Source organism: Accumulibacter sp. (genome assembly GCF_023806625.1).
Lineage (GTDB): Bacteria > Pseudomonadota > Gammaproteobacteria > Burkholderiales > Rhodocyclaceae > Accumulibacter.
The window spans coordinates 1-24,865 of the sequence record NZ_JAMTDX010000023.1 but is presented as its reverse complement, the minus strand read 5'-3'; the positions used below and the strand labels follow the sequence as shown (position 1 = coordinate 24,865).

At 66.3% G+C, this 24,865-nt stretch carries 19 protein-coding genes and 1 tRNA gene; 7 read left to right on the top strand and 13 right to left on the bottom strand.

Translation table 11 applies throughout. From position 1 onward, the window contains the following. Positions 1-69: 69 nt before the first annotated feature. Together NFW05_RS04835 and NFW05_RS04830 are read right to left on the bottom strand one after the other, a co-directional pair. Entirely contained in the window at positions 70-1,254 is a 1,185-nt protein-coding gene (locus tag NFW05_RS04835; RefSeq protein WP_295303105.1) for an SAM-dependent methyltransferase, read from the bottom strand. 34 nt (positions 1,255-1,288) lie between these two features. Then, positions 1,289-2,137 carry a hypothetical protein gene (locus NFW05_RS04830; protein WP_295303104.1) on the bottom strand — a complete coding sequence of 283 codons (849 nt, stop codon included), beginning with the start codon at positions 2,135-2,137 and terminating at the stop codon, positions 1,289-1,291. A 120-nt stretch (positions 2,138-2,257) separates the two neighbouring features. Here NFW05_RS04830 and NFW05_RS04825 point away from each other — a divergent pair, with 120 nt between their 5' ends. Genes NFW05_RS04825 through NFW05_RS04815 form a run of 3 tightly spaced genes read left to right on the top strand, consistent with a single transcriptional unit; the run spans position 2,258 to position 4,861 of the window. Beyond that, a complete protein-coding gene (locus tag NFW05_RS04825; RefSeq protein ID WP_295303103.1) occupies positions 2,258-2,995 on the top strand; it encodes a pteridine reductase in 738 nt (245 codons plus the stop codon). 17 nt (positions 2,996-3,012) lie between these two features. After that, positions 3,013-3,939 (top strand): tRNA 2-thiocytidine(32) synthetase TtcA, encoded by a 927-nt coding sequence (gene ttcA / locus NFW05_RS04820; protein WP_295303102.1) that lies wholly within the window; start codon positions 3,013-3,015, stop codon positions 3,937-3,939. Between the two features lie 28 nt (positions 3,940-3,967). Beyond that, positions 3,968-4,861, top strand: a complete 894-nt coding sequence (locus NFW05_RS04815) for an adenylate/guanylate cyclase domain-containing protein (RefSeq protein ID WP_295303101.1) — start codon at positions 3,968-3,970, stop codon at positions 4,859-4,861. Positions 4,862-4,954: 93 nt separating this feature from the next. Here NFW05_RS04815 and NFW05_RS04810 read toward each other — a convergent pair whose 3' ends face one another. Beyond that, the gene (locus NFW05_RS04810; protein ID WP_295303100.1) at positions 4,955-5,665 is read right to left on the bottom strand and encodes a ComF family protein; all 711 of its coding nucleotides are present in this window, start codon (positions 5,663-5,665) and stop codon (positions 4,955-4,957) included. Positions 5,666-5,734: 69 nt separating this feature from the next. Between NFW05_RS04810 and bioB the strand changes: the two genes are divergently transcribed. Next, positions 5,735-6,724, top strand: coding sequence for a biotin synthase BioB (bioB, locus tag NFW05_RS04805; RefSeq protein ID WP_295303099.1), 990 nt, complete (start codon positions 5,735-5,737; stop codon positions 6,722-6,724). A 24-nt stretch (positions 6,725-6,748) separates the two neighbouring features. Continuing rightward, positions 6,749-7,618 (top strand): malonyl-ACP O-methyltransferase BioC, encoded by an 870-nt coding sequence (gene bioC / locus NFW05_RS04800; protein ID WP_295303098.1) that lies wholly within the window; start codon positions 6,749-6,751, stop codon positions 7,616-7,618. Between the two features lie 51 nt (positions 7,619-7,669). On the opposite strand, the gene ilvN is transcribed toward bioC, so the two are convergent. From ilvN to NFW05_RS04775, 5 genes are all read right to left on the bottom strand, one after another. Next, entirely contained in the window at positions 7,670-7,978 is a 309-nt protein-coding gene (gene ilvN / locus NFW05_RS04795; protein ID WP_295303097.1) for an acetolactate synthase small subunit, read from the bottom strand. A gap of 3 nt (positions 7,979-7,981) precedes the next feature. Beyond that, the gene (gene ilvB, locus NFW05_RS04790) at positions 7,982-9,664 is read right to left on the bottom strand and encodes an acetolactate synthase large subunit (RefSeq protein WP_295303096.1); all 1,683 of its coding nucleotides are present in this window, start codon (positions 9,662-9,664) and stop codon (positions 7,982-7,984) included. Between the two features lie 388 nt (positions 9,665-10,052). Then, positions 10,053-11,624 (bottom strand): hypothetical protein, encoded by a 1,572-nt coding sequence (locus NFW05_RS04785; protein WP_295303095.1) that lies wholly within the window; start codon positions 11,622-11,624, stop codon positions 10,053-10,055. Positions 11,625-11,642: 18 nt separating this feature from the next. Further along, the gene (locus tag NFW05_RS04780; RefSeq protein ID WP_295303094.1) at positions 11,643-12,932 is read right to left on the bottom strand and encodes a GtrA family protein; all 1,290 of its coding nucleotides are present in this window, start codon (positions 12,930-12,932) and stop codon (positions 11,643-11,645) included. A 250-nt stretch (positions 12,933-13,182) separates the two neighbouring features. Continuing rightward, the gene (locus NFW05_RS04775) at positions 13,183-13,437 is read right to left on the bottom strand and encodes a hypothetical protein (RefSeq protein ID WP_295303113.1); all 255 of its coding nucleotides are present in this window, start codon (positions 13,435-13,437) and stop codon (positions 13,183-13,185) included. Positions 13,438-13,658: 221 nt separating this feature from the next. Between NFW05_RS04775 and NFW05_RS04770 the strand changes: the two genes are divergently transcribed. Both NFW05_RS04770 and NFW05_RS04765 read left to right on the top strand, forming a co-directional pair. Then, a complete protein-coding gene (locus tag NFW05_RS04770) occupies positions 13,659-17,030 on the top strand; it encodes a DUF2126 domain-containing protein (RefSeq protein ID WP_295303093.1) in 3,372 nt (1,123 codons plus the stop codon). Between the two features lie 86 nt (positions 17,031-17,116). Next, on the top strand, positions 17,117-19,234 hold the full coding sequence (locus tag NFW05_RS04765; protein WP_295303092.1) for a transglutaminase family protein: 2,118 nt from the start codon (positions 17,117-17,119) through the stop codon (positions 19,232-19,234). 389 nt (positions 19,235-19,623) lie between these two features. Here NFW05_RS04765 and NFW05_RS04760 read toward each other — a convergent pair whose 3' ends face one another. The 5 genes from NFW05_RS04760 to NFW05_RS04740 form a co-directional block, all read right to left on the bottom strand. Then, positions 19,624-20,682 carry an NAD(P)-dependent alcohol dehydrogenase gene (locus tag NFW05_RS04760; protein WP_295303091.1) on the bottom strand — a complete coding sequence of 353 codons (1,059 nt, stop codon included), beginning with the start codon at positions 20,680-20,682 and terminating at the stop codon, positions 19,624-19,626. A 362-nt stretch (positions 20,683-21,044) separates the two neighbouring features. Further along, positions 21,045-21,121: transfer RNA gene (locus tag NFW05_RS04755), tRNA-Met, on the bottom strand. 93 nt (positions 21,122-21,214) lie between these two features. Then, positions 21,215-22,171, bottom strand: coding sequence for a D-2-hydroxyacid dehydrogenase (locus NFW05_RS04750; RefSeq protein WP_295303090.1), 957 nt, complete (start codon positions 22,169-22,171; stop codon positions 21,215-21,217). Positions 22,172-22,317: 146 nt separating this feature from the next. Continuing rightward, a complete protein-coding gene (locus tag NFW05_RS04745) occupies positions 22,318-23,034 on the bottom strand; it encodes an aldehyde dehydrogenase family protein (RefSeq protein WP_295303089.1) in 717 nt (238 codons plus the stop codon). A gap of 179 nt (positions 23,035-23,213) precedes the next feature. Further along, entirely contained in the window at positions 23,214-24,674 is a 1,461-nt protein-coding gene (locus NFW05_RS04740; RefSeq protein WP_295303088.1) for a nickel-dependent hydrogenase large subunit, read from the bottom strand. Positions 24,675-24,865 lie beyond the last annotated feature (191 nt).

Below are 24,865 nucleotides of genomic sequence, written 5' to 3'. Positions count from 1 at the left end.
CCGCGGTCCGGCGGTCTGCGTGCAGCCGGGCCGTTTCCCGGAGGGCGACAGCGATCGCTTGGCGGCTGTTCAGAGCGTTGCGCTGCGATCCCCGATCGAGAAGCCGAGCAGTGGCTCGGCGACCTCCCGACCCAGCGCGAGGACCTTGAACAGCTCGCCCATCTCGGCCGGCGAGATCAGCTTCTGGACGCCGCCGGCCAGTCGCAGGTAGCGGACCGAGTCGTCCGCCGGCGTCCTTTCGAGAATCCTGGTCAGCCGACAGTTGAACAGGAAACTCGCCTGTGTCGTATAGCCGAGGAGGTCGAGGCCGGCCTCGCAGCCGGCTTCGACGAGCGCGCTGAAGTCGACGTGCACGGTGATGTCCTGCAGTCCCGGCAGATGGAAAGGGTCGGCGTGCGCGTGGTGGCGGTAGTGGCACATCAGCGTTCCACTGGTGCGCTGTGGATGGTAGTACTCGCGCCGCGGAAATCCGTAGTCGATCACCAGCAGCAAGCCGCGCTCGATGATCTGCGCCCACTGCGCCACCCAGGCGGGCCCGGCGAGCGCAATTTCGCTGAGGTATGGGGGGACGATCGCGCATTCGCTGGCCAGCGCGCGCGCCCGATCGAGCAGGCGACCACTCGCCGGCCGGTCGAGCCACGACAGTTCGCCGTCCTCGCAGACAACCCCACGCTCGGCAATTCCGTGGTCGTGCCAGAAGACCAGATGCGCGGGCATCGCGTCGACGACTTCGTTGGCCAGAACGACACCGGCGAAACGCTCCGGCAAGCGATCGAACCACTCGACGCGGGGCAGCAGGTGTGCGGCCTCGTTGCGCATCGCGGCCTCCTGCCGGGCGCGCAGTTCCCCCGACAGTTCGATGATCCCGTAGAGGTCGGGCAGCGCGCCGAGCTCTTCGAGCTCGAGCAACAGGTCGACGGCCAGTCTGCCGCTCCCGGCGCCGACCTCGATGATCTGCCTGCTGCCGAGATTGAAAATCTGCACAAGCTGCTGCGCGATCGTCTGCCCGAAGGCCGGTGAGATCTCGGGAGCGGTCACGAAATCGCCGGCCGCGCCAAACTTGCGCGCGCCGCCAGCGTAGTAGCCGAGGCCGGGTGTGTAGAGCGCCAGCTCCATGAAACGGTCGAAACCGATCCATCCGCCGGCCGCGTCGATCTGTTCGCCGATGTGCCGGTGCAGCCTGGTGCTCGCGGCCCGGGCATCGGCGCTGGCTTCCGGGAGCAGTGCAGCGGGGCCTCCGGCACGGCGAGTCACGAAGGCGCTCCTGGCCGTCGAGTTGGACCGACGATCACTCGTCGCGGAGCTCGAAGCTCACTTGTCCGTACAGGTCGGGGTGGACGGCCGCAAGCCAGCGCTGGGCCTCGGCCTCGGCGCGCTCCCAGGTCACCGCGCGCAGGGCCACCTGCTGCGGCAGGCGCCCGTTGTCACCTGGCCAGAGGAGCGTGTGGCTGGCCAGTCCTCCGCGTTCCTGGCGGAGGATCGGGCGCGTCAAGGTCGGTGGTTCGCGTTTCAACTCGGCGATCTTCCCGGGGTGCAGGCGGAGTCGATACGTCGGCCCCTTCCCCTGGTGCTGGACGACGAATTCGTTCCGCTCCTCGACCTCGCTGACGATCAGCCAGTCGGGGCAGCCGTCGATGATCGCGCCAAGGGACAGACCGCTCTCGTCGCGGACCACTTCGGCGCTGACCGCGTGGACTTCAGCGTTGCCGTCGAGCAGTTCGTGCCACGGGACGCCGTGGCGAGTCGGTGGTGGAAAGGGCAGGGCGTGCTTGCCCTGGCGGATGCGGGCAAACAGCGACGACTTCATGATATCGTCGAGATCGATCGACGGAAAGGCCGAGCGAGGCTGCGCAGGAAAATTGCCGGCACCCATGTAACCCACGTTCCACAGCGTGCGCAACCACTCGGCGGTGTCCAGAGCGAGCTGGGCAAGTCGCTCGTCGAGGTCGCCCTGAGCTGCGGCGGGCACCGGCGCTTCGCGGTTGTCGAACAGTTCAGCCTCGTGTGTCCGGGCGCGGAGCATCTCTTTGAGCAGTCGACCGACCCATTCGGCGTGCTCGGGCGGAAGCGTCCTGACTCGTTCGGCAAGAGCGTTCACTTCGTCTTGATCGAGCGGCTTCTCCGGCGTGCTCATCATCGGGTTCTCCAGGTTGGCTGCGGAAAGTTTACTCCGCCCGCGACCCCAGAAACGGCTTTTTCCCGAGGATGGTCCGGGAATCCGATAAAATCGGCGTGTTGTGGTCAGCAAGAAGCGCAGATGCAGGCTAAGGCGATACTCGTCACCGGTGTGGCCCGAAGACTCGGGTGCGCGATCGCACGCCATCTGCACGCTGCTGGCGCCCGGGTCATGATTCACTACCATCGCGCGGTGGAAGATGCCGTGGCGTTCGTCGCCGAGCTCAACGAAATCAGACCGGGTTCTGCGTCCTCCGTGCAGGCCGACCTGCTCGACATCGACACCCTGCCCAGCCTGGTCAGCGAGACGGTTGGTCGCTTTGGCCGGCTCGACGCGCTGGTCAATAATGCCTCGAGTTTCTACCCGACGCCGCTGGCGACGATCGACCGCGCGGCGTGGGACGATCTCGTGGGGAGCAATTTCCGCGCTCCGCTGTTCCTCACTCAGGCTGCGGCGCCCCATCTTCGGGCAGTCGGTGGAGCGGTGGTCAACATCACCGACATTCATGCCGAGCGACCGCTCGCCGGCTACCCGCTCTATTGCGCCGCGAAGGCCGCACTGCTCGGCCTGACGAGAGCGCTGGCCATCGAGCTTGCTCCGGAGGTGCGCGTGAATGCCGTCGCTCCAGGGCCGATCCTCTGGCCCGAGAGTTGTCTTTTCGATCAAGCCGAGCGGGCGGCGATCATCGCGCATACCCTCCTCGAGCGCGCCGGGTCGCCGCAGGACGTCGCCCGGGCGGTACACTACCTGCTCGAAGATGCGCCGTACGTGACTGGTCAGGTGATCAACGTCGATGGCGGGCGCAGCGCCCGTCTCTGAGTTCTTTCGTCCCGGAGATGGTCTTGGAGTTGTCGAACACGCTCAAGCGACTGAGGAAGCAACTGATCGGCAAGGTTGGCAGGGCGATCGCCGACTACAGGATGATCGAGGCGGGCGATACCGTCCTGGTCTGCTTGTCGGGGGGAAAGGATTCTCACACGCTGCTTTCGCTGCTGATGAGCCTGCAGCAGCGTGCCCCGGTCGAGTTCCGCCTGATCGCGATGAATCTCGACCAGAAGCAGCCGGGTTTCCCGACGGATGTCCTCCCGCGTTATCTGGCCGGGTTGGGCATCGACTACCACATCGTCGAGCAGGACACCTATACGGTGGTCAGGGACAGGATTCCGCCGGGCAAGACGAGCTGCTCGCTATGTTCCCGGTTGCGCCGAGGGATCATCTATCGTGCGGCGAAGGAACTCGGTGCGAACAAGATCGCTCTCGGTCACCATCGTGACGACATCGTGCATACACTGTTCCTGAACCTGTTTTTTGCCGGTCAGCTCAAGGCCATGCCGCCGAAGCTGCTGACCGACGACGGTGCGCATGTGCTGATCAGGCCGCTCGCTTACTGCTCCGAGAGCGACATTGCGCGTTTTGCCCGGGGCATGGATTTCCCGATCATCCCGTGCAGTCTCTGTGGCGCGCAAGGCGAGTTCCAGCGTCAGAAGGTCCGCGAAATGATGGCCGACTGGGACAGGCGCTTCCCCGGGCGCACCGAGTCCGTACTGTCCGCGCTGCAGAAGGTCGTTCCCTCGCATCTCGCGGACAACAACTTTTTTGATTTCAGGGGCCTGCGCCCGGGCACGGTGGCTGCCGACGAAACGGCGGCCGACTCGTTTGCGGTTTGGCCCGGGCTGACGCAGAGTCGGTCGACGAGCGCGGCGCCGGGTCTGGTGGCGGTCGTCGGGCCGCAGGGCATCGATCTCGGGTCGCGGGTGGAGTGAGCGGTCAGACAGACAGAGGGCTTGAGGGATGAGCAACAGTGAAGGGATGCTTTCGATACTCTTTGCAGAGGTTGCCGGAAGCGAGCGTCTGCTCGATGCGATAGGTGGTGCCGAGGCGGTGCACGCCGTCGATCGCTGCATGAAGCGGGTGACCCGGGCCATCGACGGCTTCCACGGCCGTATCGTCAAGTCGGGTCGGGACGAGATCGTCGCGCTATTCGACAATGCCGGAGAGGCTTGCCAGGCGGCCATCGCGGTGCAGCGGCGGGTCGCCGACCTCCCGCCGGTCTTCGGCACCCAGATCCTGATCCGGGTCGGCTTCGAGCACGGATACGTCGTCGAGGAAGCCGGCGTGATTTCGGGGCCATGCCTCGACGCTGCCGAATCGCTCGCCCGGCGCGCCCAACCTGGGCAGATCCTCGTCGCCGGGCCGACACAGAAGCTTCTCTCGGCGCATCTGCAGGCGACAACGCGCTCGCTCGGCGACGAGGCGACGTCTGGGTCCGAGCGCGAGTTGTTCGAGGTGTTCTGGGTCGAGCCGAGAAGCGAGATGGGGCAGCCGCACGCACGGGCGACCACTCCGCTGACCAGGGAAAGGGAACCCCGGCTCTGCGTCCGCTACCGCGATTACGTCAAACTGCTCGACCGCCACCGCTCGAGCGTTGTCATGGGGCGGGACAAGACCTGTGAGATCACCATCCGCGACCGCCGGGCATCGCGCAACCATGCGCGGATCGAACGCCAGGGCGCACAGTTCGTGCTCACCGACACGAGTACCAATGGTACTTTCGTGACGGTGAACGGGGAGCAGGAACTCTTCATCCGCCACGACCAGTTCGTTCTCCACGGCAGCGGAATCATCTCTTTTGCAGCTTCGGCGGGAAGCGCAGGAGCCGATACCGCCGAGTTCGAGCATTTCTGACCGGCTCCGCGAAGGCTCGATCAGCCCCCAGGCCAGTTGGGCGTCGCCCGGCGAGCCTCATCGCGAGTCCGACGAGCGGGCGGAGCCGGGACCTCAGCGTGGAGGCAACGCGCGCGCCAGCACCCGGACGGTCACCTCTGCGGCCCCGTGCAGCTTGACGATGCGCGCCAGTTCGTTCAACGAAGCGCCGGTGGTCATCACGTCGTCGACGAGCAGCACGCGCTTCCCTGAAAGATCGGCCGAGCAGTCGAAAGCCCCGCGCACGTTGGTTTCGCGTTCTGGCCATGGCAGTCCGGCTTGGGCGCGCGTCTGGTGGATCCGTCGGCAGCTCCGGCAGTCCACTGGCGTATGCCACGCCTTGCTGAGCGGCCGAGCGAGTTCGAGAGCCTGGTTGAAGCCGCGTTCGCGCAGGCGCGAGCGATGAAGCGGCAGCGGGACGATCAGGTCGGCTTCGGGGTTTTCGGTCAGCGCGGCGAGGACTTTCCCGAAGTGGCTGCCAACGGCGAGGCGGCGTCCGTACTTGAAAGAGTGGATCAGTCTGTCGATCGGGAAAGCGTAGCTGAACACGGCGGCGGCGAAATCGTAGTGCGGCGGGTGGGACAGACACCGCCCGCAGATTTCGCCGGACGGTGTGGGGAGTGCGCAACGCGGGCAGCACGGCGGCTGCAGACGTGGCAGATCGTCCTCGCAGGATGGGCAGAGCAGGCGCTCTGCGCTTTCCGCAGCGCAGAGCAGGCAGTCCTGCGACAGCAGCAGCGCGAACGATCTGCGGACCCGATCGATGCTTTGCGCTAAGATTGACATCTCCGGGGGGCTCGTCAAGAATCCGCCCTCGCAGCCACCCCGTCTCCGTAACCTTCAGGTTCTAAAGTCATGAATGCCATCCCCGAAGTCGTCTCGCGCATTGCCGAAGACGTCGCCCCGGCGCGCAAGGCGCGCTGGGCTGTTGCCGAAGTCGAAACCCTTTATGAGCTTCCCCTGATGGACTTGATCTTCCGGGCCCAGCAGGTGCACCGCGAGCACTTCGACGCCAACGAGATTCAACGCTCGACGCTGCTTTCCGTCAAGACCGGCGGATGCTCGGAGGACTGCGGCTACTGCTCGCAGGCCGCGCGCCACGCGACGGGGACGGAACGCGAGGCCCTGTTGCCGATCGACGAAGTCGTCGCTGCGGCACAGGCCGCGAAGGATCGGGGAGCCTCCCGCTTCTGTATGGGGGCGGCGTGGCGGGGGCCCAAGGAGCGCGACCTCGCTCGGGTCACCGAGATGATCCGCGAGGTCAAGGCGCTGGGCCTGCAGACCTGCGTGACCCTCGGCATGCTTGGCGAGGGTCAGGCCGAACAACTGAGGGCAGCGGGCCTCGACTACTACAACCACAATCTCGATACCGATGCTTCGTTCTATGGACAGGTCATCACCACGCACAGGCAGACGGATCGTCTCGATACGCTCGAGCGGGTCCGCGACGCCGGGATCAAGGTGTGCGCGGGAGGGATCGTCGGCATGGGCGAGTCGCGTCGCAACCGCGCCGCGCTGATCGTCCAGCTGGCCAATCTCGATCCGCCGCCGGAATCGGTGCCGATCAACAACCTGGTGCCGATCCCCGGAACGCCCCTGGCCGAGGTTCAGCCGATCGATCATTTCGAGTTCGTGCGCACGATCGCGGCGGCGCGGATCACGATGCCGACAAGCTTCGTTCGCCTCTCGGCTGGTCGGCAGGACATGTCCGAAGAACTCCAGGCGCTTTGTTTCCTGGCCGGTGCGAACTCGATCTTCTACGGCGAAAGGTTGCTGACCACCGGCAACCCCGACGCCGATCGCGACGAGGCGCTCTTCGCCAAGCTGGGCCTGAGGCCGATCTAGCTGGCGGAGGGTGAACTGGCGCCATTGATCGATCAGCGCCAGCTGCGCAGAAATTTTGCTCGGGCGGCTTCGAGCTACGACGAGGCGGCGGTTCTCCAGCGCGAGATCGGCCGGCGCATGCTCGAGCGACTCGATTACGTGCGGTTGACGCCGCAGCGCGTGCTCGACCTCGGCTGCGGCACCGGGGCGAGCATCAACGCGCTGCACGAGCGTTACCCGAAGGCCGCGCTGATCGGCGTCGACCTGTCCGAGTCGATGCTGCGCGTCGGACAGGCCCAGGGCTCGCGGCTGCGCTGGTTGCTGCCTTTCCTCGGTGGCGGCAAAACCCCGTTGATCGTCGCCGACGCGACTGCGCTGCCGTTGTCGGCGCGCTCCTTTGGCCTTGTCTGGTCGAACCTGATGCTGCACTGGCTCGACGATCCGCTTCGCGCGTTCCGCGAGATGCACCGTTTGCTCGAAGTCGAAGGGCTGCTGATGTTCTCGACGTTCGGGCCGGACACGCTCAAGGAATTGCGCGCGAGCTTCGGTGATGGTCATGCGCACACGCAGCGCTTCACCGACATGCACGATTACGGCGACATGCTCGTTGCCTGCGGGTTCGCCGATCCGGTTATGGATGCCGAGGTGGTGACGATGAGCTATGCGAGCCTCGACGACCTGCTCGCCGACCTCCGCCGGACCGGCTCGGGCTGTGCGATGCGCGCACGGCGCCACGGACTGACCGGGCGTTCGCTATGGGCCGAGGCGCGTGCCGCTTATCGGCAGCTGGCTCGCGACGGGCGGCTGCCGGCGACTTTCGAAGTCGTCTACGGGCACGCTTGGAAGGCCCAGCCGAGGACGACCGCGGATGGGCGCGCGGTCATCCGTTTCGACCCGAAGCAGCGCCTGCGCTGATCTCTCCAGCGGACGTCGGTCGCGTTCAGCCGGTCAGGCCGGCTAGCGCGGTTAGCGGAAGAATTCCTCGAGACGAACGAAGACTTCGTGCTCGGCACCGTGGCGGCGCACCGTCAGAACGTCCTCGAGCTTCTCGATCTGTTTGACCATCTGGTCGAGCCGCTCGTCCTCGTTGACCTGCAGCCAGATACGGCTCGTCGCGCCGTCGCCGACCGGCATGACGAGAATCCCTTCGACGTTGTACGCCCGCCTCGAGAACAGGCCGACGACGTGTGACATGACGCCGGGGTGATTGTTGACTGCCAGTTCGAGCACCGTCCGGGCGACGGCCTCGCGTTCGTTGCGTGTGAGAGCGTTCATCAGTCAGCCTCCGATCATTTCCTTGTTCGCTGCTCCGGGAGGAACCATTGGCAGCACCTGCTCGCTGATCGCGATGCTTGCGTGGATCAGCATCGGTCCGCGGGCCGTCAGTGCAGCGGACAGCGCCGACAGCGGATCCGTCTCGCGATCGAGGTCCAGCGCAGCGATACCGAAGCCCTCGGCGACGCGGACGAAATCGGGCATACCCTTGAACTGCGAAGCGTAGATCCGCTCGCCGTAGAACAGCGTCTGCTGTTGCAGGACGAGGCCCAGCGAAGCGTTGTTCATCAGCACGATCTTGACGTTTACGTCTTCTTCGGCGGCGGTCACCAGTTCCTGGACGTTCATCAGGATGCTCCCGTCGCCGGTGAAGCAGACCACCGTGCGCTCCGGTTCGGCGAGGGCTGCGCCGATCGCTGCCGGCACGCCGAAACCCATCGTACCCAGACCGCCCGAGGTCAGCCACTGTCGGGGACGGCGCAGCGGATACGCCTGGGCGACCCACATCTGGTGCTGGCCGACGTCGGTGGCGATCGTCGCTTGGTCGTCGAGGCAGTCGGCAACGGCGCGGATCAACCCGTATGGCGTCCGTGGGTCGTCGATTCCGGGCATGCGCAACGGGTGGCTGGCCTTGAGATGTCCGACCCTCGAGAGCCAGGTCGCCCGGCTGCGTCGGTCGACGGCCGGCAAGAGCTTTTCGAGTACCGTGAGTACGTCGCCGGCAATGCCGACGTGGGCCGCCTTGATCTTGTCGAGTTCGGACGGATCGATGTCGATATGCACGATTCTTGCCTGCGGGCAGAAGCCGGCCACCTTGCCCGTCGCGCGGTCGTCGAAGCGGGCGCCGACGGCGATCAGCAGGTCGCACTCGTCGAGCGCGAGGTTGGTGCAGCGCGCTCCGTGCATGCCGAGCATGCCGAGAGACAGCGGATGATCGACGGGCATCGCGCCGAGCGCCATCAGGGTCATCACCGTCGGCAGGCTGGCCTTTTCGGCGAGTTCGACGGCGGCCGGCGCGGCGCCTGAATGGACGACGCCGCCGCCAAGGTAGAGAATCGGCCGGGCGGCTTCATTGATCATCGCCGCGGCCTGCTCGACGAGCGTCGGGTCGGCCGGCGGAGGCTCGACCGCCCGGCCAGGAGCTGGCCATTCGTCGACCTCGACGCGCTGGTTCTGCACATCCTTCGGGATGTCTACGAGCACCGGTCCCGGCCGACCCGACGCAGCGATTCGGAAAGCGCGCGGGATGATCTCGAGCAGCGACTCGGCCGAATCGACGAGGAAATTGTGCTTGGTGACCGGGATGCTCAGACCGTAGGTGTCCACTTCCTGAAAGGCGTCGGTGCCGATCAGCGAGCGCGGAACCTGTCCGGTGATCGCCACCAGCGGGATCGAATCGAGCTTGGCGTCGGCGATCGCGGTCAGCAGGTTGGTCGCTCCGGGTCCTGACGAAGCCATGCACACCGCCGGGAGCCCGGTCGCCCGAGCCATTCCCTGGGCCATGAAGCCGCCTCCCTGTTCGTGCCGGGCGAGCACATGGTGGATCTGCGTGGATTGCGACAGCGCGTCGTAGATCGGCAGAATGGCGCCGCCGGGGATTCCGGCGAGGGCGCGGATACCCTGTCTTTCGAGCAGCCGCACGACGATCTCGGCGCCGCTCAGGGTCTCTCGGTTTCGATTGCTCAAGGCATTCTCCTTGGATGATGCCGGCAGTCAGATCGTCCGGCGGGGCCTCCGAAAAGACAAACCCCCGTCCGGCGGCACCGGCGGGGGTTTCGGGAATCTTCTCCAGTCTGTTGGGTATCGCCGCTTTGCGAACTAGACTCCTCGGGCCCTCGACGGTGCATCGGGTCGTACAGCGCCCCGATGTCCGGCGTCGACGAGCAGGCGAACGACTGCTGCTTCCAGTTCACTCCCGAACCGGGTGTCGTAAAGCTCGGCAGACATGGCGGGATGGATCACGATCTTCGGTGACAAGCCAGCAGCGACGATGGTCCATTAGAACCGAGCGCGCGGGGAAATGCAAGGGCTGAGTCGGCCCCAGGGGCCGGCCGGCGCAGGTCCGGAGCTCCGGTCACTGGCGCTCGACCCGATAGACGCTGAGGTCTCCAGCCGACAGGACCAGCCGCAAAGGTAGGGAGCGAACGTCGACCGCCTGTGCCGTGCCGTCCGACTCCTGAACCACGAGGTAATCGATGCCCAAGTCCCTGAGCAATGCCTGCTGGTCCAGCCTGCCGGCGAAGAAGTCCTCGACCAGTTGCCTCTTGCGGGGCGCGTCCACCGTTTCATACACATGGCCGAAAACCACCCGCTGGCCAGCGAACGCAGGAATCAGAAGGCCCATCCGCTGGGGTCCGAGGACTGCAGCCTTCGGCGGAGCATTTTCCCGCAGCCAGCGCAGCACGTCGCTTTCTTCGGCCGTCAGGTAGGTCAGCGGATAATGAACCAGCGCCGTGCTGACCGAACCCCTGCTCAGCGTCAGATGCAGCAGCAGGTAGAGTGAGGTCGAGGCCAATACGGCCAAGACGAGTCCCTGTAGCCAGACGGAACGGACGAGATGCTTCAGACCAAGCGCAGCGAGGATCGCCAGCGGGATCTGCCAGCCGGTCAGGAAGCGAAGCTGCAGCTGATACGGAAAGTAGGCCATCGGCAGCATCAGGACGATCCAGGCAATCAGCAGCAGGTCCCAGTCGGATCTGCGCTGCCAGGCGATCCGCAACCCAGGGATCAGCAGCAGCCAGAGCAGGCCGTAGGACAGCAGCAGTCCGACAGGCGAGGGGGTCAGGTTCACATTGCCGGCGGCGAAAGCGCGCAGGCTCGGGTCGGCGTCGATTGCCAGGAGCATGTAAATCAGCAACGGCGCGGTGCACAGGCCGGCAACGACCACCGCGATGAAGCGCGACGTCGGGAAGACCCGGTCGCGCCACCAGATGGCCAGCAGGGCGCCGCCGAGAATCATGTCGACCATCAGCGGAACGAACGGATTGACGATGCCCAGAAGCAGTGAAAGGAGCACAGCGACCGCGATGCGCCAGGCCGGAACCTTCTCGGTCTCGAGCACGGCGATGAAGATCATCAGCATCAGCGCCATGGTCAGCAGTCCATGGACGCTGTTCAGCAAGGCATAGAAGGTACTGGAGGAAACGATCGCGATCTGATAATAGTACGAGTAGCCGAGGCCGAACTTCATGACGAGCCAGCCGAATCCCGAACCGATGGCCAGGATCCACCACATCAGCCGGCGCAGCACGATGTCTTCGGTAACCCGGGCGATCAGCTGATAGCTCAGCCAGAGCATCAGGAAGCCATTGACCAACCGGGCCAGGTGAAAGACTAACGGTAGCGGGAGGTCGACGATCCGGGCCAGGTGTCCGAGCGCCAGATAGTATGAAAACATGAACGCGCCGTGGCTCTCCTCGAGCGTGAACGGCATCCGGTACAGCCAGTCTCCTGCCAGACCGAGGCGCATCTTGGCGAAATAGGCAAAGCCGTCGGCCGGGTTCATCAGCAGGCCGGAAAACGTCAGTTCGGACCCCGCAGCCCAGACACAGACCAGGTAGGGCAATGAGGCGAGGGTCAGCACGATGGCTGAAGCGAGCAGCAACCAGCGCCGCTCGGCACGAGTGATTCGCGAAGAGGTCGACATCCGGGATCCGTCAGGTTGTCAGGCAGCAGGCGGTCGCGCCGCAACGGCACAAGCGCCAGGTGAAGGAGCGACAGCGCCAGCACAGGCGTCGCCTGACAGCCAACTGGCCAGGGCAACCGGGTGATCTGCTCGACCTTCCGTCGTCGCGCACGACCCCGAGCCGCTGCTGCGCAGGGTGCAGGATACCTCGCTCGCGAGTTCCTGAATGTCCGTCGGGCTGTCATCGATGTGCCGGAAAGTCCAGCACGAGTTGAGCAGGTAGTTGATCAGCGTTGCCGGAATGATCCCGAGGAATTGGGCCAGCTGTGGCGGCATTTCGGGGATCGCCGCCGAGAGCGCGACAAATGTGCTGTAACTGACCGAAAGCGCGACCAGCGAGACGACATTGTACTTGAGCCCCTTCTGCTGGAGCGAGCCTCTGGTGCTTCGCCAACGGAAGGTCCAGAAGTTGTTGAGCAGGAAATTGGAAACGATCGAGGCTTCGATGGCCAGCGGTGAAGCGAGGTATTTGTTGACCCCGAGGTTGAGGAGGATCGTGAAGGCGCCGAGATTGACCACCACCCCCGATGCGCCAACGATCGCGAACTTGAGAAAGGTCCTCAGGCTCCGATAACGGATACACAGCGCGCTGAAAATCATTTCGGCCGTCGTGCGGGACTGGCCACGGGGCCGATCGTGCTCCGCTTCGGCGAAGGCCACGGGCAGTTCGACGACCCGGGCTCCCTGACTGAGCGCGCCGTGGAGCAAGGCCACCCCGAGTCCTCCAAGTGGCTGTCCCGTCAGGTCGACGGCGCTGAGCAGCGAACTGCGCGCGAGGTGCACGCCGCTCGTGCAATCGCGCGGCCTCGCGATCCCGGCCAGGCGACCGACGAGCACGCTGCTGGCCCATGAACCCGGAGGACGCGATGACCAGACGGCTGTGTCAGCGTCGGGTGTCGGGGCGCAGCGGCTGCCGACGACGAGATCCGCACCCGCCTCGACCGCGGCGAGGAGGCGCGAGATCTCGCCCGGCCGAAGCGATCGAGGCGCGTCGATGGCTGCGAGCACGTCTGCTCCGAGTTCGTGGACCGCGCGTTGCCGGACCCGGAGACACGCGTCAGACCCCAGGCTCGGCGGGACACGCAAGCGGTGAACCTTGGCGCAGAGACCGTCGAGTCCTGCCGGCGTAGCGTCGCCCGGCGAAGCGGTCAACTCGACGATCAGCAGCTGCAGGTCATGCGCGGTCTGCGCGAGTTCGGCCGACAATTCGCGGAGGCGTTTGCCGCCGGCGGTTGCGTCGCGAACCGGGACGACGACGATCACTTTCATCGTGGCTGGTCCAGATCTTGTTCAGGGAATGGCCTCGGCACCATTTGTCGTCGCACCGGGCAGCTCGCGCACCGCCGGCCGGCGTGTCCCAGCGTCCGCCTGCTGGCGCGCAGGGCGCGGCCGGTCGTGGTCAGCGGTGAGCTGGAGGCGACTGTACGAGCAATCGCCGCTGCCGTCCGTGATCGATTCGGCAGTCGCGCCTCTCCGGCCCGGTGCCGTACCCCGCGAGCGAGCCGCCGTCAATGTGACGTCAGGGTTCGCTCGTCACGTAGTACGTCTGCTTGTGACCGCGCGCCTCGAAAAGCCTGGCCAGCGCCTCGGCGTCTTCCCGAGTCGCCAGGCGGGCCATCTCGAACCGATTGCCGTTGTCATCCATCCGGAAGAGGTACCAGAGCCGATCGGGCTCGCCTTGCGCAACCGGCTGGACGGCTGCGGCCGGGTGCCGCGAACTCGCCGGACCGATTGGCGCTGGCTCGTCCCCGCCGCCATTCTGACGTCGTGTCATCGTCTGCCTTCACTCTCCCGATGGGTCGGGAATCGCCTGCGCGCAGCAGGGCACGCTCCGTCGTGGGGCGCGGCGCGCTGCCCGTGCCTCACGACGGTGCAATGTTCGGCCACAGGCAGAGCAGAACAGGTTCGGGAGCGTCGATTTGTCGCACGGGGTGCTGAGCCGTCTATGGCATGGAATTTGCTTAAATTCTGGCGTGCCAACCCTCTCCGAATCCGATGTCCATCCACGTTGCCATCCGTCACACCACCCATTATCGCTACGAGCGACGAATCTCGCTGAGCCCGCACGTCGTGCGCCTGCGCCCGGCCGCGCACAGCCGCACACCGATCGTCGCCTATAGTCTGACGATCCGGCCCGAAGAGCACTTCATCAACTGGCAGCAGGATCCCTTCGGCAACTATCTCGCACGTGTCGTCTTTCCCGAGAAGACGCGCGAACTGCTGGTCGACGTCGAGGTCGTCGCCGACATGACGGTGATCAACCCGTTCGACTTCTTCGTCGAGGAAAGCGCCGAGGCATGGCCATTCGAGTACCCGGAGGCGCTGCGCAAGGAATTGGCGCCGTACCTCGAAGCGAACGAGAGCGGCCCACGGCTCGATGAGTACCTGGCGACGATCGACCGGCGCCGGCGGCGCACCGTCGACTTTCTGGTGGACCTGAACCGTTCTCTGCAGCAGGCCATCCGGTATACGGTCCGGCTCGATCCCGGCGTCCAGAGCTGCGAGGAGACGCTGGCCAGGGCCCTCGGTTCGTGTCGGGACACCGGCTGGCTGCTGGTGCAGATCCTCCGGCATCTCGGGCTTGCCGCACGTTTCGTGTCCGGCTACCTCGTGCAACTCGCGCCCGACGAGAAGTCGCTGGACGGGCCCTCGGGTCCCGAGAGTGACTTCACCGACCTGCACGCCTGGGCCGAGGTATATGTGCCGGGAGCGGGCTGGATCGGTCTCGATCCGACCTCGGGGCTGTTCGCCGGCGAAGGGCACATCCCGCTCGCGTGCACGCCGCAGCCGACAAGTGCGGCGCCGATCGAAGGGCTGGCCGAGAAGTGCGAGGTCGAATTCCGCTTTGCCAATACGGTCACCCGTTTCCGCGAGGATCCTCGGGTCACGAAGCCGTACACCGACGAGCAGTGGGCGCACATCGAGGCGCTCGGCCGGTTGGTGGACGCTCGACTCGAGAAGCTGGACGTGCGTCTGACGCAGGGTGGCGAGCCGACCTTCGTCTCGATCGACGACATGAACGCGCCGGAGTGGACGACCGCCGCACTCGGGGAGCACAAGCGGGAACGCGCCGAGGTGCTGGTTCGCCGGCTCAAGCAACGATTCGCCCCCGGCGCGCTGTTGCAGATGGCGCAGGGCAAGTGGTATCCGGGCGAGCCACTGCCCCGTTGGGCTCTGGGCATTTTCTGGCGCAAGGATGGCATTCCGGTCTGGCGCGACGAGCGCTGGCTCGCCGAGTCGTCGCACGATCATGGCCACTCCTTCGCGGATGCTCGCCACTTCGCCGAGACTCTCGCACAACACCTCGATCTGCCGACGCGTTACGTGCTTCCCGCGTACGAGGACGCGCTGCATTTTCTGGTAATCGAGGCGGAGGTGCCGGTGAACCGCGATCCGCTGCTCTGCGACCTCGATGATGATCTCGAGCGACGCCTGCTGGCCGAGGCCCTTTCGCGTGGGCTCGATGCTCCGACGGGCTACGTATTGCCGATTGCCTGGGATTGGAACTCTGGTCGCTGGCGTTCGGCTCCCTGGCAGACGCGTCGGTCGCGCCTCTACCTGGTTCCCGGCAACTCGCCGATGGGCTTGCGTCTCCCGCTGCAATCGCTGCCCTGGGTCGACGAGGACGAGCGCGACTTCCCGGTCGAGACCGACCCGTTCGCCGCGCAGCCGCCGCTCGCCGACTTCCATGGCGAGGTCGCCGCGCGCTACAGTCGCGTCGAGCAGACGGCCATCTGGCACCCTGAAGTCCACCAGCAGCCAGCCGCCGACGGTCAGCGTCTGTCGGTGGACATCCCGCATACGGCGGTCTGTGTCGAGGTACGCGGGGGCTGTCTGCACGTCTTTCTGCCGCCGATGGTCCATCTGGAGCACGCGCTCGAGCTGATCGCCGCCGTCGAGCAGACCGCCGCAGCGCTCGACCTGCCGGTGGCCGTCGAAGGCTACCCGCCACCGGACGACTGGCGGCTGGAGAAGCTTCTGGTCACTCCAGACCCGGGAGTCATCGAAGTGAACATCCACCCGGCGCGCAGCTGGGACCAACTCGTCCAGCGGACGCTGGCTCTGTATGAGGAGGCACGTCTGGCCCGCCTCGGCACAGAAAAGTTCATGCTCGATGGCCGTCACGCGGGAACCGGTGGCGGCAACCACGTGACGCTTGGCGGTCCGACCCCGGCAGACAGTCCATTCCTCCGTCGGCCGGATCTGCTCGCCAGTCTGGTCACCTACTGGCAGCACCACCCGAGCCTCTCCTACCTGTTCAGCGGCATCTTCGTCGGCCCGACCAGCCAGGCGCCGCGGGTCGACGAGGGACGGCCGGGGGCGCTCTACGAACTCGAAATCGCCTGTCAGCAGTTGCCCGTGGGCGAGACCCCGCAGCCCTGGCTGGTCGATCGCCTGTTCCGCAACCTGCTCGTCGACGTTTCGGGCAACACGCATCGTTCCGAGTTCTGTATCGACAAGCTCTACTCGCCCGACAGCGCCTCCGGGCGGCAAGGCCTGCTCGAGTTCCGCGCCTTCGAGATGCCGCCGCACGCGCGCATGTCGCTGGCGCAGATGCTGCTGCTCCGCGCTCTCGTCGCCCGCTGCTGGGAGAAGCCATACCTCCGGCCGCTCGTCCGCTGGGGTAGCGAACTGCACGACCGCTGGATGCTGCCGCACTACCTGTGGGCCGACCTCAGGGATGTGCTGCTCGATCTCGACGATGCCGGCTATCCTTTCCAGCTCGACTGGTTCGGGCCTTTCCTCGAGTTCCGGTTTCCCCGTTATGGAACGCTGCAGTTCGGTGACATCGAAGTCGAACTGCGTGCGGCGATCGAGCCGTGGCCGGTCCTCGGCGAAGAGACGACCCGCCTGGGCACCGCGCGCTTCGTCGACTCTTCGGTCGAGCGCCTGCAGGTGAAGCTCGGCGGGCTGACCGCCGGACGCTACGCGCTGGCCTGCAACGGGCGACGCGTGCCGCTGCGCAGTACCGGTGTGTGCGGCGAATACGTTGGCGGCGTCCGCTACCGCGCCTGGCAGCCGCCGTCGGCGCTGCATCCGACCATTGGCGTCCATTCGCCAATGGTCTTCGACCTCGTCGACCTGTGGAACGGACGAGCTGTCGCCGGCTGTACTTACCACGTGATGCATCCGGGCGGACGCAACTACGAGCACTTTCCGGTCAACGCCTATGAGGCCGAATCCCGCCGCCATACGCGCTTCAATGCCTACGGGCATACGCCGGGTAGCTACACGCCACCACCGTGGGTGGACCTGCTGTCGCGCTTCCATCCCGAGGGCACGCGGCTCGGTCCGATGGCGCCACCGCCCGAGGAACTGCCGGGAGAATGCCCGTACACGCTGGACCTCCGCTGGCAGCGCGCCTAGAACCTCCCCGGGGCCGACCAGGCAGCGAGCGAGCAGGTGTCCAGCAGCCGTCTCCCCGGCGGTCGCTGGGCTGCATGAGGGAAATCGTGCCGCCCAGCATCGCCGCGTTCGACGCCGCAGTGGCCGAGCACGACGACAAGCTCGCAGCGCTCGGCTTCGACATCTGGGTGGGTAGCGAGCCGACCTTTACCGACCGGTTCTCCGCGTCGCCCGAGTGGAACCATCAGGCTGTCGGCGGGGACAAGCTGGCACGTGCCGAAAGCCTGGTCGTTGCGCTGCACTCCGGTAGCCCGGGAAGCATGGTCCTGCGCAGCGTCGGGCGGCAGTATCCCGGTGAGGAGCGGCCGCGCTGGAGCCTCGGACTCTACCGGCGCCGCGATGGCTTGGCCGTCTGGAACGGGCCGCCGGATCCGTTGCTCGTCGCCTCGCCCGTCGTTCGGCCGCCGGACTCCGGGAGTCTGGCCAAGTCGCTGAGCCTCGCCTTCGAGGCTCGGGGCTGGTCGGTTCTCCCGCTGGCGCAGCCCCCCGGGGTGCTGCTGAGCCTGGATTCAGCGGTCGATCCACCCGATCCCGGTGATCCCCGGCTCGACGCTGCCTCGATACACGAGCGTCCGATTCCCGCCAGCGGCCTGTGCGACGACCTGGCCGGTGCCGGCATCTACCGCTTCCTGCTCAGCTGCGCGGAGGTCGCTGTCGGAACCGTCGCGCGAATCGAGTTGCCCGCCTTCGCCAGTCCCGACATGTTCGGGCGCGTGCTGGCCGCGATCGCCGAATGGGCGGGCAAACTGCCCTGTCTGATTCTTGCCGGGTACCCGCCACCGGTCGATGCGACGGTCGAATGGACGACGATCACCCCCGATCCGGCGGTGATCGAGATCAATACCGCTCCGGATGCCTGCGCCAGCGACTTTCTGCTGCGCCTGCGCAGGACCCACGCCGCAGCCGCGGAGCAGGGTCTGGCTCCGTATCGGCTCTACTACAATGGAGCGGTCGCCGACTCCGGTGGCGGAGGGCAGATCACGCTTGGCGGCCGAACGCCACTGACCAGTTCCTTCCTGCGCCACCACCGGCTGCTCCCGCGCCTGCTGCTCTACTTCAACCGGCACCCGGCCCTGTCCTACTTCTACGCTCACGACTACACGGGAAGTGGTGGGCAGTCGGTACGCTGTGACGAGCGTGGCCTAGCGATGTTCCACGAACTTCGCCTGGCTCTCGTGCTGCTCGGGAACGAGGATCAGCCGAATCCCGAACTGCTCTGGCGCGCGCTGGCTCCGTTTCTGGCCGATGCGTCCGGGAACAGTCACCGCGCCGAGATCAACATCGAAAAGCTCTGGAATCCCTTTCTGCCCGAGCGCGGGCGGCTCGGGCTGGTCGAGTTCCGGGCGCTGCGCATGCAGCACCGACCCGAGCGCGCGACGGCGCTGGCCTGCCTGCTGCGCGCGATCGTCGCGATGCTCGCGACGCAGGAAACACAGGACACGCTGATCGACTGGGGGCCGGAACTGCACCAGCGCTTTGCGCTGCCCTATTACCTGGAACGCGACCTGCGCGCGGTGCTTGCCGACCTCGATGCAGCCGGCGTCGGGTTGTGTGCACCGATCTGCGAGGAACTCCTGCGCGACGAGTTCCGTCTCTGGCGGCGGATCGAATTCCCGGGCTGCGCTCTCGAACTGCGGCGTGCGCTCGAATTCTGGCCGCTCCTTGGCGATGCCAGCAGCCAGGATCAGTGCACCTCGCGTCTGATCGACGCCAGCACGGCGCGTGTCGAAGTGCTGCTTCGTCCGCTCGAAGCCCGGACAGTGGGCGATTGTCCGGCACTCGCCGACTGGCGTGTGTCGGCGGAAGGGATCGAACTGCCGCTGCACGATGAGATCGACCAACGCGGGCCAGTCAAGGTCTTCGCCTTTCGCTACCGCAGCTTTTCGCCGGCGCTCGGCCTGCACCCGACGCTTGGCGCACAGGGGCGCATTCACCTGCAACTCTGGCGAAACGACCAGCGACCGGCATGGCGCGTCACTCTGCACGAATGGCGCCCCGAGGGCGGAGGGTATCCCGGCCTGCCAGCCGATCTTGCCGACGCTGCTGCGCGCCGCAGCGAGCGTGTGCAGGTTCAGCTCGTCGATGCACCGCAAGCGACGAATCCGCCTCCACCGGGCGCTCTCGATCGCTGGTGTCTCGATCTGCGCTACCCGAAACCCTGTTGAGACTCGCTCGCCAGGCGAAGTCGGAGCAGGTGGTCGGTTGCGATGCGATCGAAGCCCGGTTGGGGATCGCCGCAGGCCGGTTGCCGGCGACTCCCGGGCGGGTCGTCCGGCGGTCGTCGCCCGTCGGGCGCGATCAGCCGAGAGGTTGTGAAGAAATCGTCTCGAGCAGGTCGATATGCCCGGCGCCAGGGAAGCGGAGGGTCCCTTCCTTTCCCTCCTGGAGTGAACGACGAGACCTATTGGATGGATAGGCGAGAAGTGAGCGAGCGGGCAACACCGCAGACTGGCCGGGCAGTGGATTCATTGACAACCTCCGAGCATTCGTACCCGGGCGGAGGGCGTCGATCGCGTGTCCGTCGTCGTCGGCAGCTGTCCAGCCGGCGCCGCTCTCACTCCAGGCGCAGCGAAGCCATGTCGATCGAGAAGCGGTACCTGACGTCGGATCTCAGTAGCCGCTCGTAGGCTTCATTGACCTTCTGTATCGGGATCACCTCGACATCGGCGGTGATCCCGTGCGTGCTGCAGAAGTCGAGCATCTCCTGGGTTTCGGCGAGTCCGCCGATCAGCGACCCCGAAAGATTGCGCCGGCGCATCAGCAGGCCGAAGGCGGACACGGCAAGCGGCTCCTGCGGTGCGCCGACGAGGGTCAGCGTGCCGTCGCGACGCAGCAGGTTGAGGTAGGCGTTGATGTCGTGCGACGCGGCCACCGTGTCGAGAATGAAGTCGAAACTGCCCGCGTGGCTGCGCATCCGGTTCGCGTCACTGGAGATCACCACCTCGTCGGCGCCAAGGCGGACGGCGTCCTGCTGTTTGCCCGGCGAAGTCGTGAACACGACGACATGCGCGCCCAGCGCATGCGCAAACTTGACGCCCATGTGGCCCAGCCCGCCGAGTCCCACGACGCCAACCTTGCTGCCCGCGCCGACCTGCCAGCGGCGCATCGGCGAGTAGGTGGTGATCCCGGCGCAGAGCAGTGGCGCGGTGCCCGCGAGATCGAGGTTGCCCGGGACGCGGAGCGCGAAGCGCTCGGGGACGACGATGCTGTCCGAGTAACCCCCGTAAGTGACGCCGCCGAGGTGCCGGTCCGGCGAGTTGTAGGTCAGCGTCAGGTCCGGACAGAACTGCTCCAGGCCGGCCTGGCACTGGGCGCACACGCCATCCGAGTCGACCAAGCAGCCGACCGCGGCGAGGTCGCCCGGCGTGAACCGCGTGACTTGCGAACCGACCGCTGTGACTCGGCCGACGATCTCGTGGCCCGGAATGCACGGGTAGACAGTGGGCATGATGCTGCTCCACTCGTTGCGCACCTGATGCACGTCCGAGTGACAGATGCCGCAATAAAGAATCTCCAAGCGAACGTCGTGCCCGGCCGGATCGCGCCGTGTGATCCGGGCAGGAGCCAGGGGCGCGCTTGCGCTGGCCGCGCAATACGCCTTTGCTTCATACATCGCCTCATCCTCCAGTTCTTGTGGAAAATCCCGGCACACGGCCTGACCGCGCTTCTCCCCTGTCGGTCCAGTCCACATCTCCAATTTGTCCGGGGCCGGCAGACGTACACAGTCTAACGGACGTGCAAGCCCTGCGGGGAGCGTTGAGTGACGGCGAGGCCGAGAAAACCGAGCAAAGGCGTCGCCATCCTCTCCCCCCAGGAAGGCAGCCCGTGCCGTGATTCGGTGCGTGGCTCCGCCACACGCCATGCAGGCGCATCAGACTTGATGGCCGCGATTGCGCCATGGTCACAGCAAATGTGACCCCGGCGTAACCCAGAAAAAAGCCCAACCTGCCAGGCTGGGCTAAGTCTCTGTTTTGTTGGTGGTGATGGGTGGACTTGAACCACCGACCTATGGGTTATGAATCCATCGCTCTGACCGGCTGAGCTACATCACCACGACGGGGGCAATTATGCGGGGCGACCCGCTGGGGGTCAAGCACCGCCTCCGTTCGGTTTCAGGCGCGCTGGCGGTCGCCGCTGGGAGCGTTTCAAGCCACGCGATTCTGCGGGACGCCACGAGCGAAGGCCTCGAGGTTGGCGGTGAGTTGGTCGGCGAGCCTCTGCATCGCCGGGCGGCTGGCCCAGGCAACGTGCGGAGTGAGCAGGAAATTTGGCAGCGCGAGCAACTCGGGGGCGAGCAGTGGGTGTTCGTCCGGCGGTGGCTCGACGGTCAGGACGTCGAAACCCGCGCCAGCGATCCAGCCTTCGCGCAGCGCGCAGACCAGCGCAGCTTCGTCGACGAGGCCGCCGCGCGCGGTGTTGATCAGCCAGGCCGAGCGGCGCATGGCGCGCAGTTCCGCTTCTCCGATCAGGTTTCTCGTCTCGCTGGTCAGCGGGCAGTGCAGCGAGACGACGTCGGCTACGCGCAGCGCCTCGGCGAACGGCGTATAGCCCGCGCGCACGCCGTCTGCGCGTTTCCGCTCGCTGAACAGGACGCGCATTCCGAAAGCCTCGGCGAGTCGGGCAACGCCGCTCCCGAGGCAGCCCTTGCCGATCACCGTCAGCGTCGCGCCGTGCAGATCGCGGATCGGGTAGGCGAAGAAGCAGAACTGAGTGGATCGTTGCCAGGCCCCCGAGCCTACCGCCTTGCCGTAGGCCGGGAGATTGCGCGCCAGAGCCAGCAGCAGTGCGAAGACGTGTTCCGGAACGGTTTGCTCGGCGTAGCCGGCGATGTTCGAGACGACGATCCCGCGCTCCCGGCAGGCGTCGAGATCGACGTTGTTGGTGCCAGTCGCCGCGACGGCGATCATCTGCAAGGCTGGCAGTCCGGCAATCAGTCCGGCGTCGATGCAGAGCTTGTTGACGATCGCGATCGTCGCCCCGTTCAGCCTTTCGCGGACCTCGGACTGGCGGGTCATCGCGTGCTCGATCCATACGTGGGGGAACGCCGGCCGGCGCACGTCGGCGACGATCGACTCACGTTCGAGATAGACGATGCGCTGCATTTTCAAGCTCGGTGAAGCGACTGGCCGAATGACCGACTGGCAATCCGGGGGGCCGCGCTGGCCATCGCCCGCGGTTCATTTCTCGGGCGGCGGTGATACTGCCTGTTGCAGTCCGGGCGGTTCGTGAACACGGCGTCCACCGTGCCTCAGGTCACGAAAGTCCTGCCGCAGCTCGCGGCGATCCGGGCCACCTGGTCGCTTAGCGCTCGATCGCCGGTGAAGCGCAGTTCGCCGAGCCGGTCGTCCGCGCACAGGCCCTCGATCGCCGCGAGGTCGCCTTGGAGCAGGTTGAAGACACCCGGCGGAAAGCCGCACTGAGCGGTCAGCTCGGCGAAGGCGAAGGCCGCGGATGGCGCCTTCGGGCTTGGTTTGATGATCACCGTCGCGCCGGCGAGCAGCGCAGGAACCGCGTGTCGCAGCAGGCCGAGCAGAGGCGTCTGGTCGTCGCTGACCACCGCCACCACGTGGGGGTGGCCGGCGTCAGCGGCCGCCCGCCCGCTTTCCGCCGAGGTGTCGCGTAGCAGGTGCACGGCGTCGGCGACCTCGGCGGTGGCAAGGGCCTCTCCCTTGCCACTTTCCTCGTCGATCAGACCCGCGAAGTGGGCGTCATAGCCGGCCAGGGCGTCGGCGAGAGCAGCCAGCAGTTGCCCTCGCTCAGTACGCGGTACGGTCTGCCAGTGGTCGACCGCCTGGCAGGCCGAGTCGATCACCGCTCCGGCCTCGTCGACTCCACAGAGCGGCGTGCGACGAAGTACGCGGCCGTTGCGCGGGTCGCGAACAGCGAAGAAAGCCCGGGCCATCGTCAGGAACGCGCGGCCGTTTATCCACAGTGGGATGGCGAGGATTTCGGGGTGGTCGCTCATGAGTCTGCCTGCTCTGACCGTGCAAGAGGCGTTGCCTCACGGACGATTGGATGAGCGGCGAATGGTAGTCGCCCACCGGGCAAAACGGAAGCCCCGCCGCCGCAGCACCGGCCGTTCGTGACCCCGGAAACAGGTCCGGCATCGTCAATGCCGCCAGAGGCCTGCCCGGACAGTGCCAATCAATGCACGGTGCACACCATGCAGGGATCGAAAGACCGGACGACGTGCTGGACGGTCAGCGGAACAGTCTCCTGATCGTCGGTCGGCAGGCCGCTCAGCGCCTGTTCGAGTGGGCCGGGTACGTCTCGATCATCGCGGGGCGAGAAGTTCCAGGTGGTCGGGGCGATGATCTGGTAGTGGGCAGTCCTGCCCTGCTCGATGCGCATCCAGTGTCCGAGGGCGCCACGCGCCGCTTCGACGAGGCCAACGCCGATCGCCTCTTCCGGCAGCCACCACTCGTTGCAGAAAGGCTCACCAGGGGTCAGCTCGCGCACCCAGTCCTCCATCGCCGGCACGACCAGTGCCAATTCGAGGATTCGCGCGACGACCCGCGCCAGCACGCTGCCCCTTTCGGCCGAGACCAGCGAGCGGAGCAGCGGGTGGCCGGTGATCATCTGTCTGGCCAGTGCGCCCGTCTCGACGACGCGGCCATCGTAACGAGGCGCCTTGCACCAGGTGTAGGCGTCGGGTCGATCGGCATGGCTGCCGATGAACGGCTGCGTTTCGCCGACCGCAGGGTGGAGCGGGCGATCGCCGAGCAGCCAGGCGTGGCTGACGTCTTCACTGATCCTCTCCGGTGCGAGTTCCCGTGCCTGGCCGTCCCAGAGGCCCCGGGCGAACAGCGGCGCACCGTCCGTTCGATGCCCGGCATAAGCGCCGTAACTGAGGAACACGTCGCTGGCACGGCCGACCCGCGCCAGTCCGAGGTCGTCGGCAATGCCGAGGAAGTGCGGCAAGTCTGCCGGCCGGCTTCTCGCCCAGGCTCTGAGTTCTTCGGGGGAGCCGATCGCCGCCACCCGCTCGATGGTGTCGCCGAACACGGTATTGCAGAGGAACGAGCGGAACTCGCGAAGGATCGTCATCAGGCGGATCCGCTCGCTGGCCGTCACGGCGTGCGTCGTGCCACCCGGCTGCAGGGCGAGGCTGTGTGGCCACTTGCCCGCCAGCAGGCCCATGATCCGCAACAGGTTGGCACGCGCCGGGAGGGCCTGGCGCAGCGCTTCGCCGGTGGAGGCTGTGAAGCGTTGCACGGCGTCGGTGTGCCAGGAGCGACCGCGGTACGCGTCGCGCGCGAAATCGGGCATGAAGAAGGCGTAGAAGTGAGTCAGGTGGTCGGCCAGGTTCTCGCAGGCGAGAATCAGGTTGCTCGCCAGTCGGCCGTTGCGCGGCATGTCGAGCCCGGCTGCGCTGGCCAGCGCAGCGGCAGCTGCGGACGACTGAGCTACCGAGCAGATGCCGCATATGCGTGGGACGATGACCAGTGCGTCCAGCGGATGCCTCCCCTGCAGGAGGTGCTCGAAGCCCCGGAAGAGGGGGGAGTTCACTCTGGCCGCTTTGACGCGGCGATCGACGATCTCGAGCGTCACTTCCAGGTCGCCTTCGACGCGGTTGAACGGCCCGACCGTCACCCGGCGGGTCATCGACCGCTTCCGGCCGGGCTCACGGAATGCTCCGTCGGGCCCGTAAGGCTTCCCGCTCTCACCGGCTGCGCGGTGTCCGGTGCTGCGGCCCGGATTGCCGCGGAAATGCTATCCTTGTCACTTTGGAGATAAAACGTCACATGATTAGCCACAATGTTCAGCAAACCTGATCACGCGCTCTGGCCGAGGTC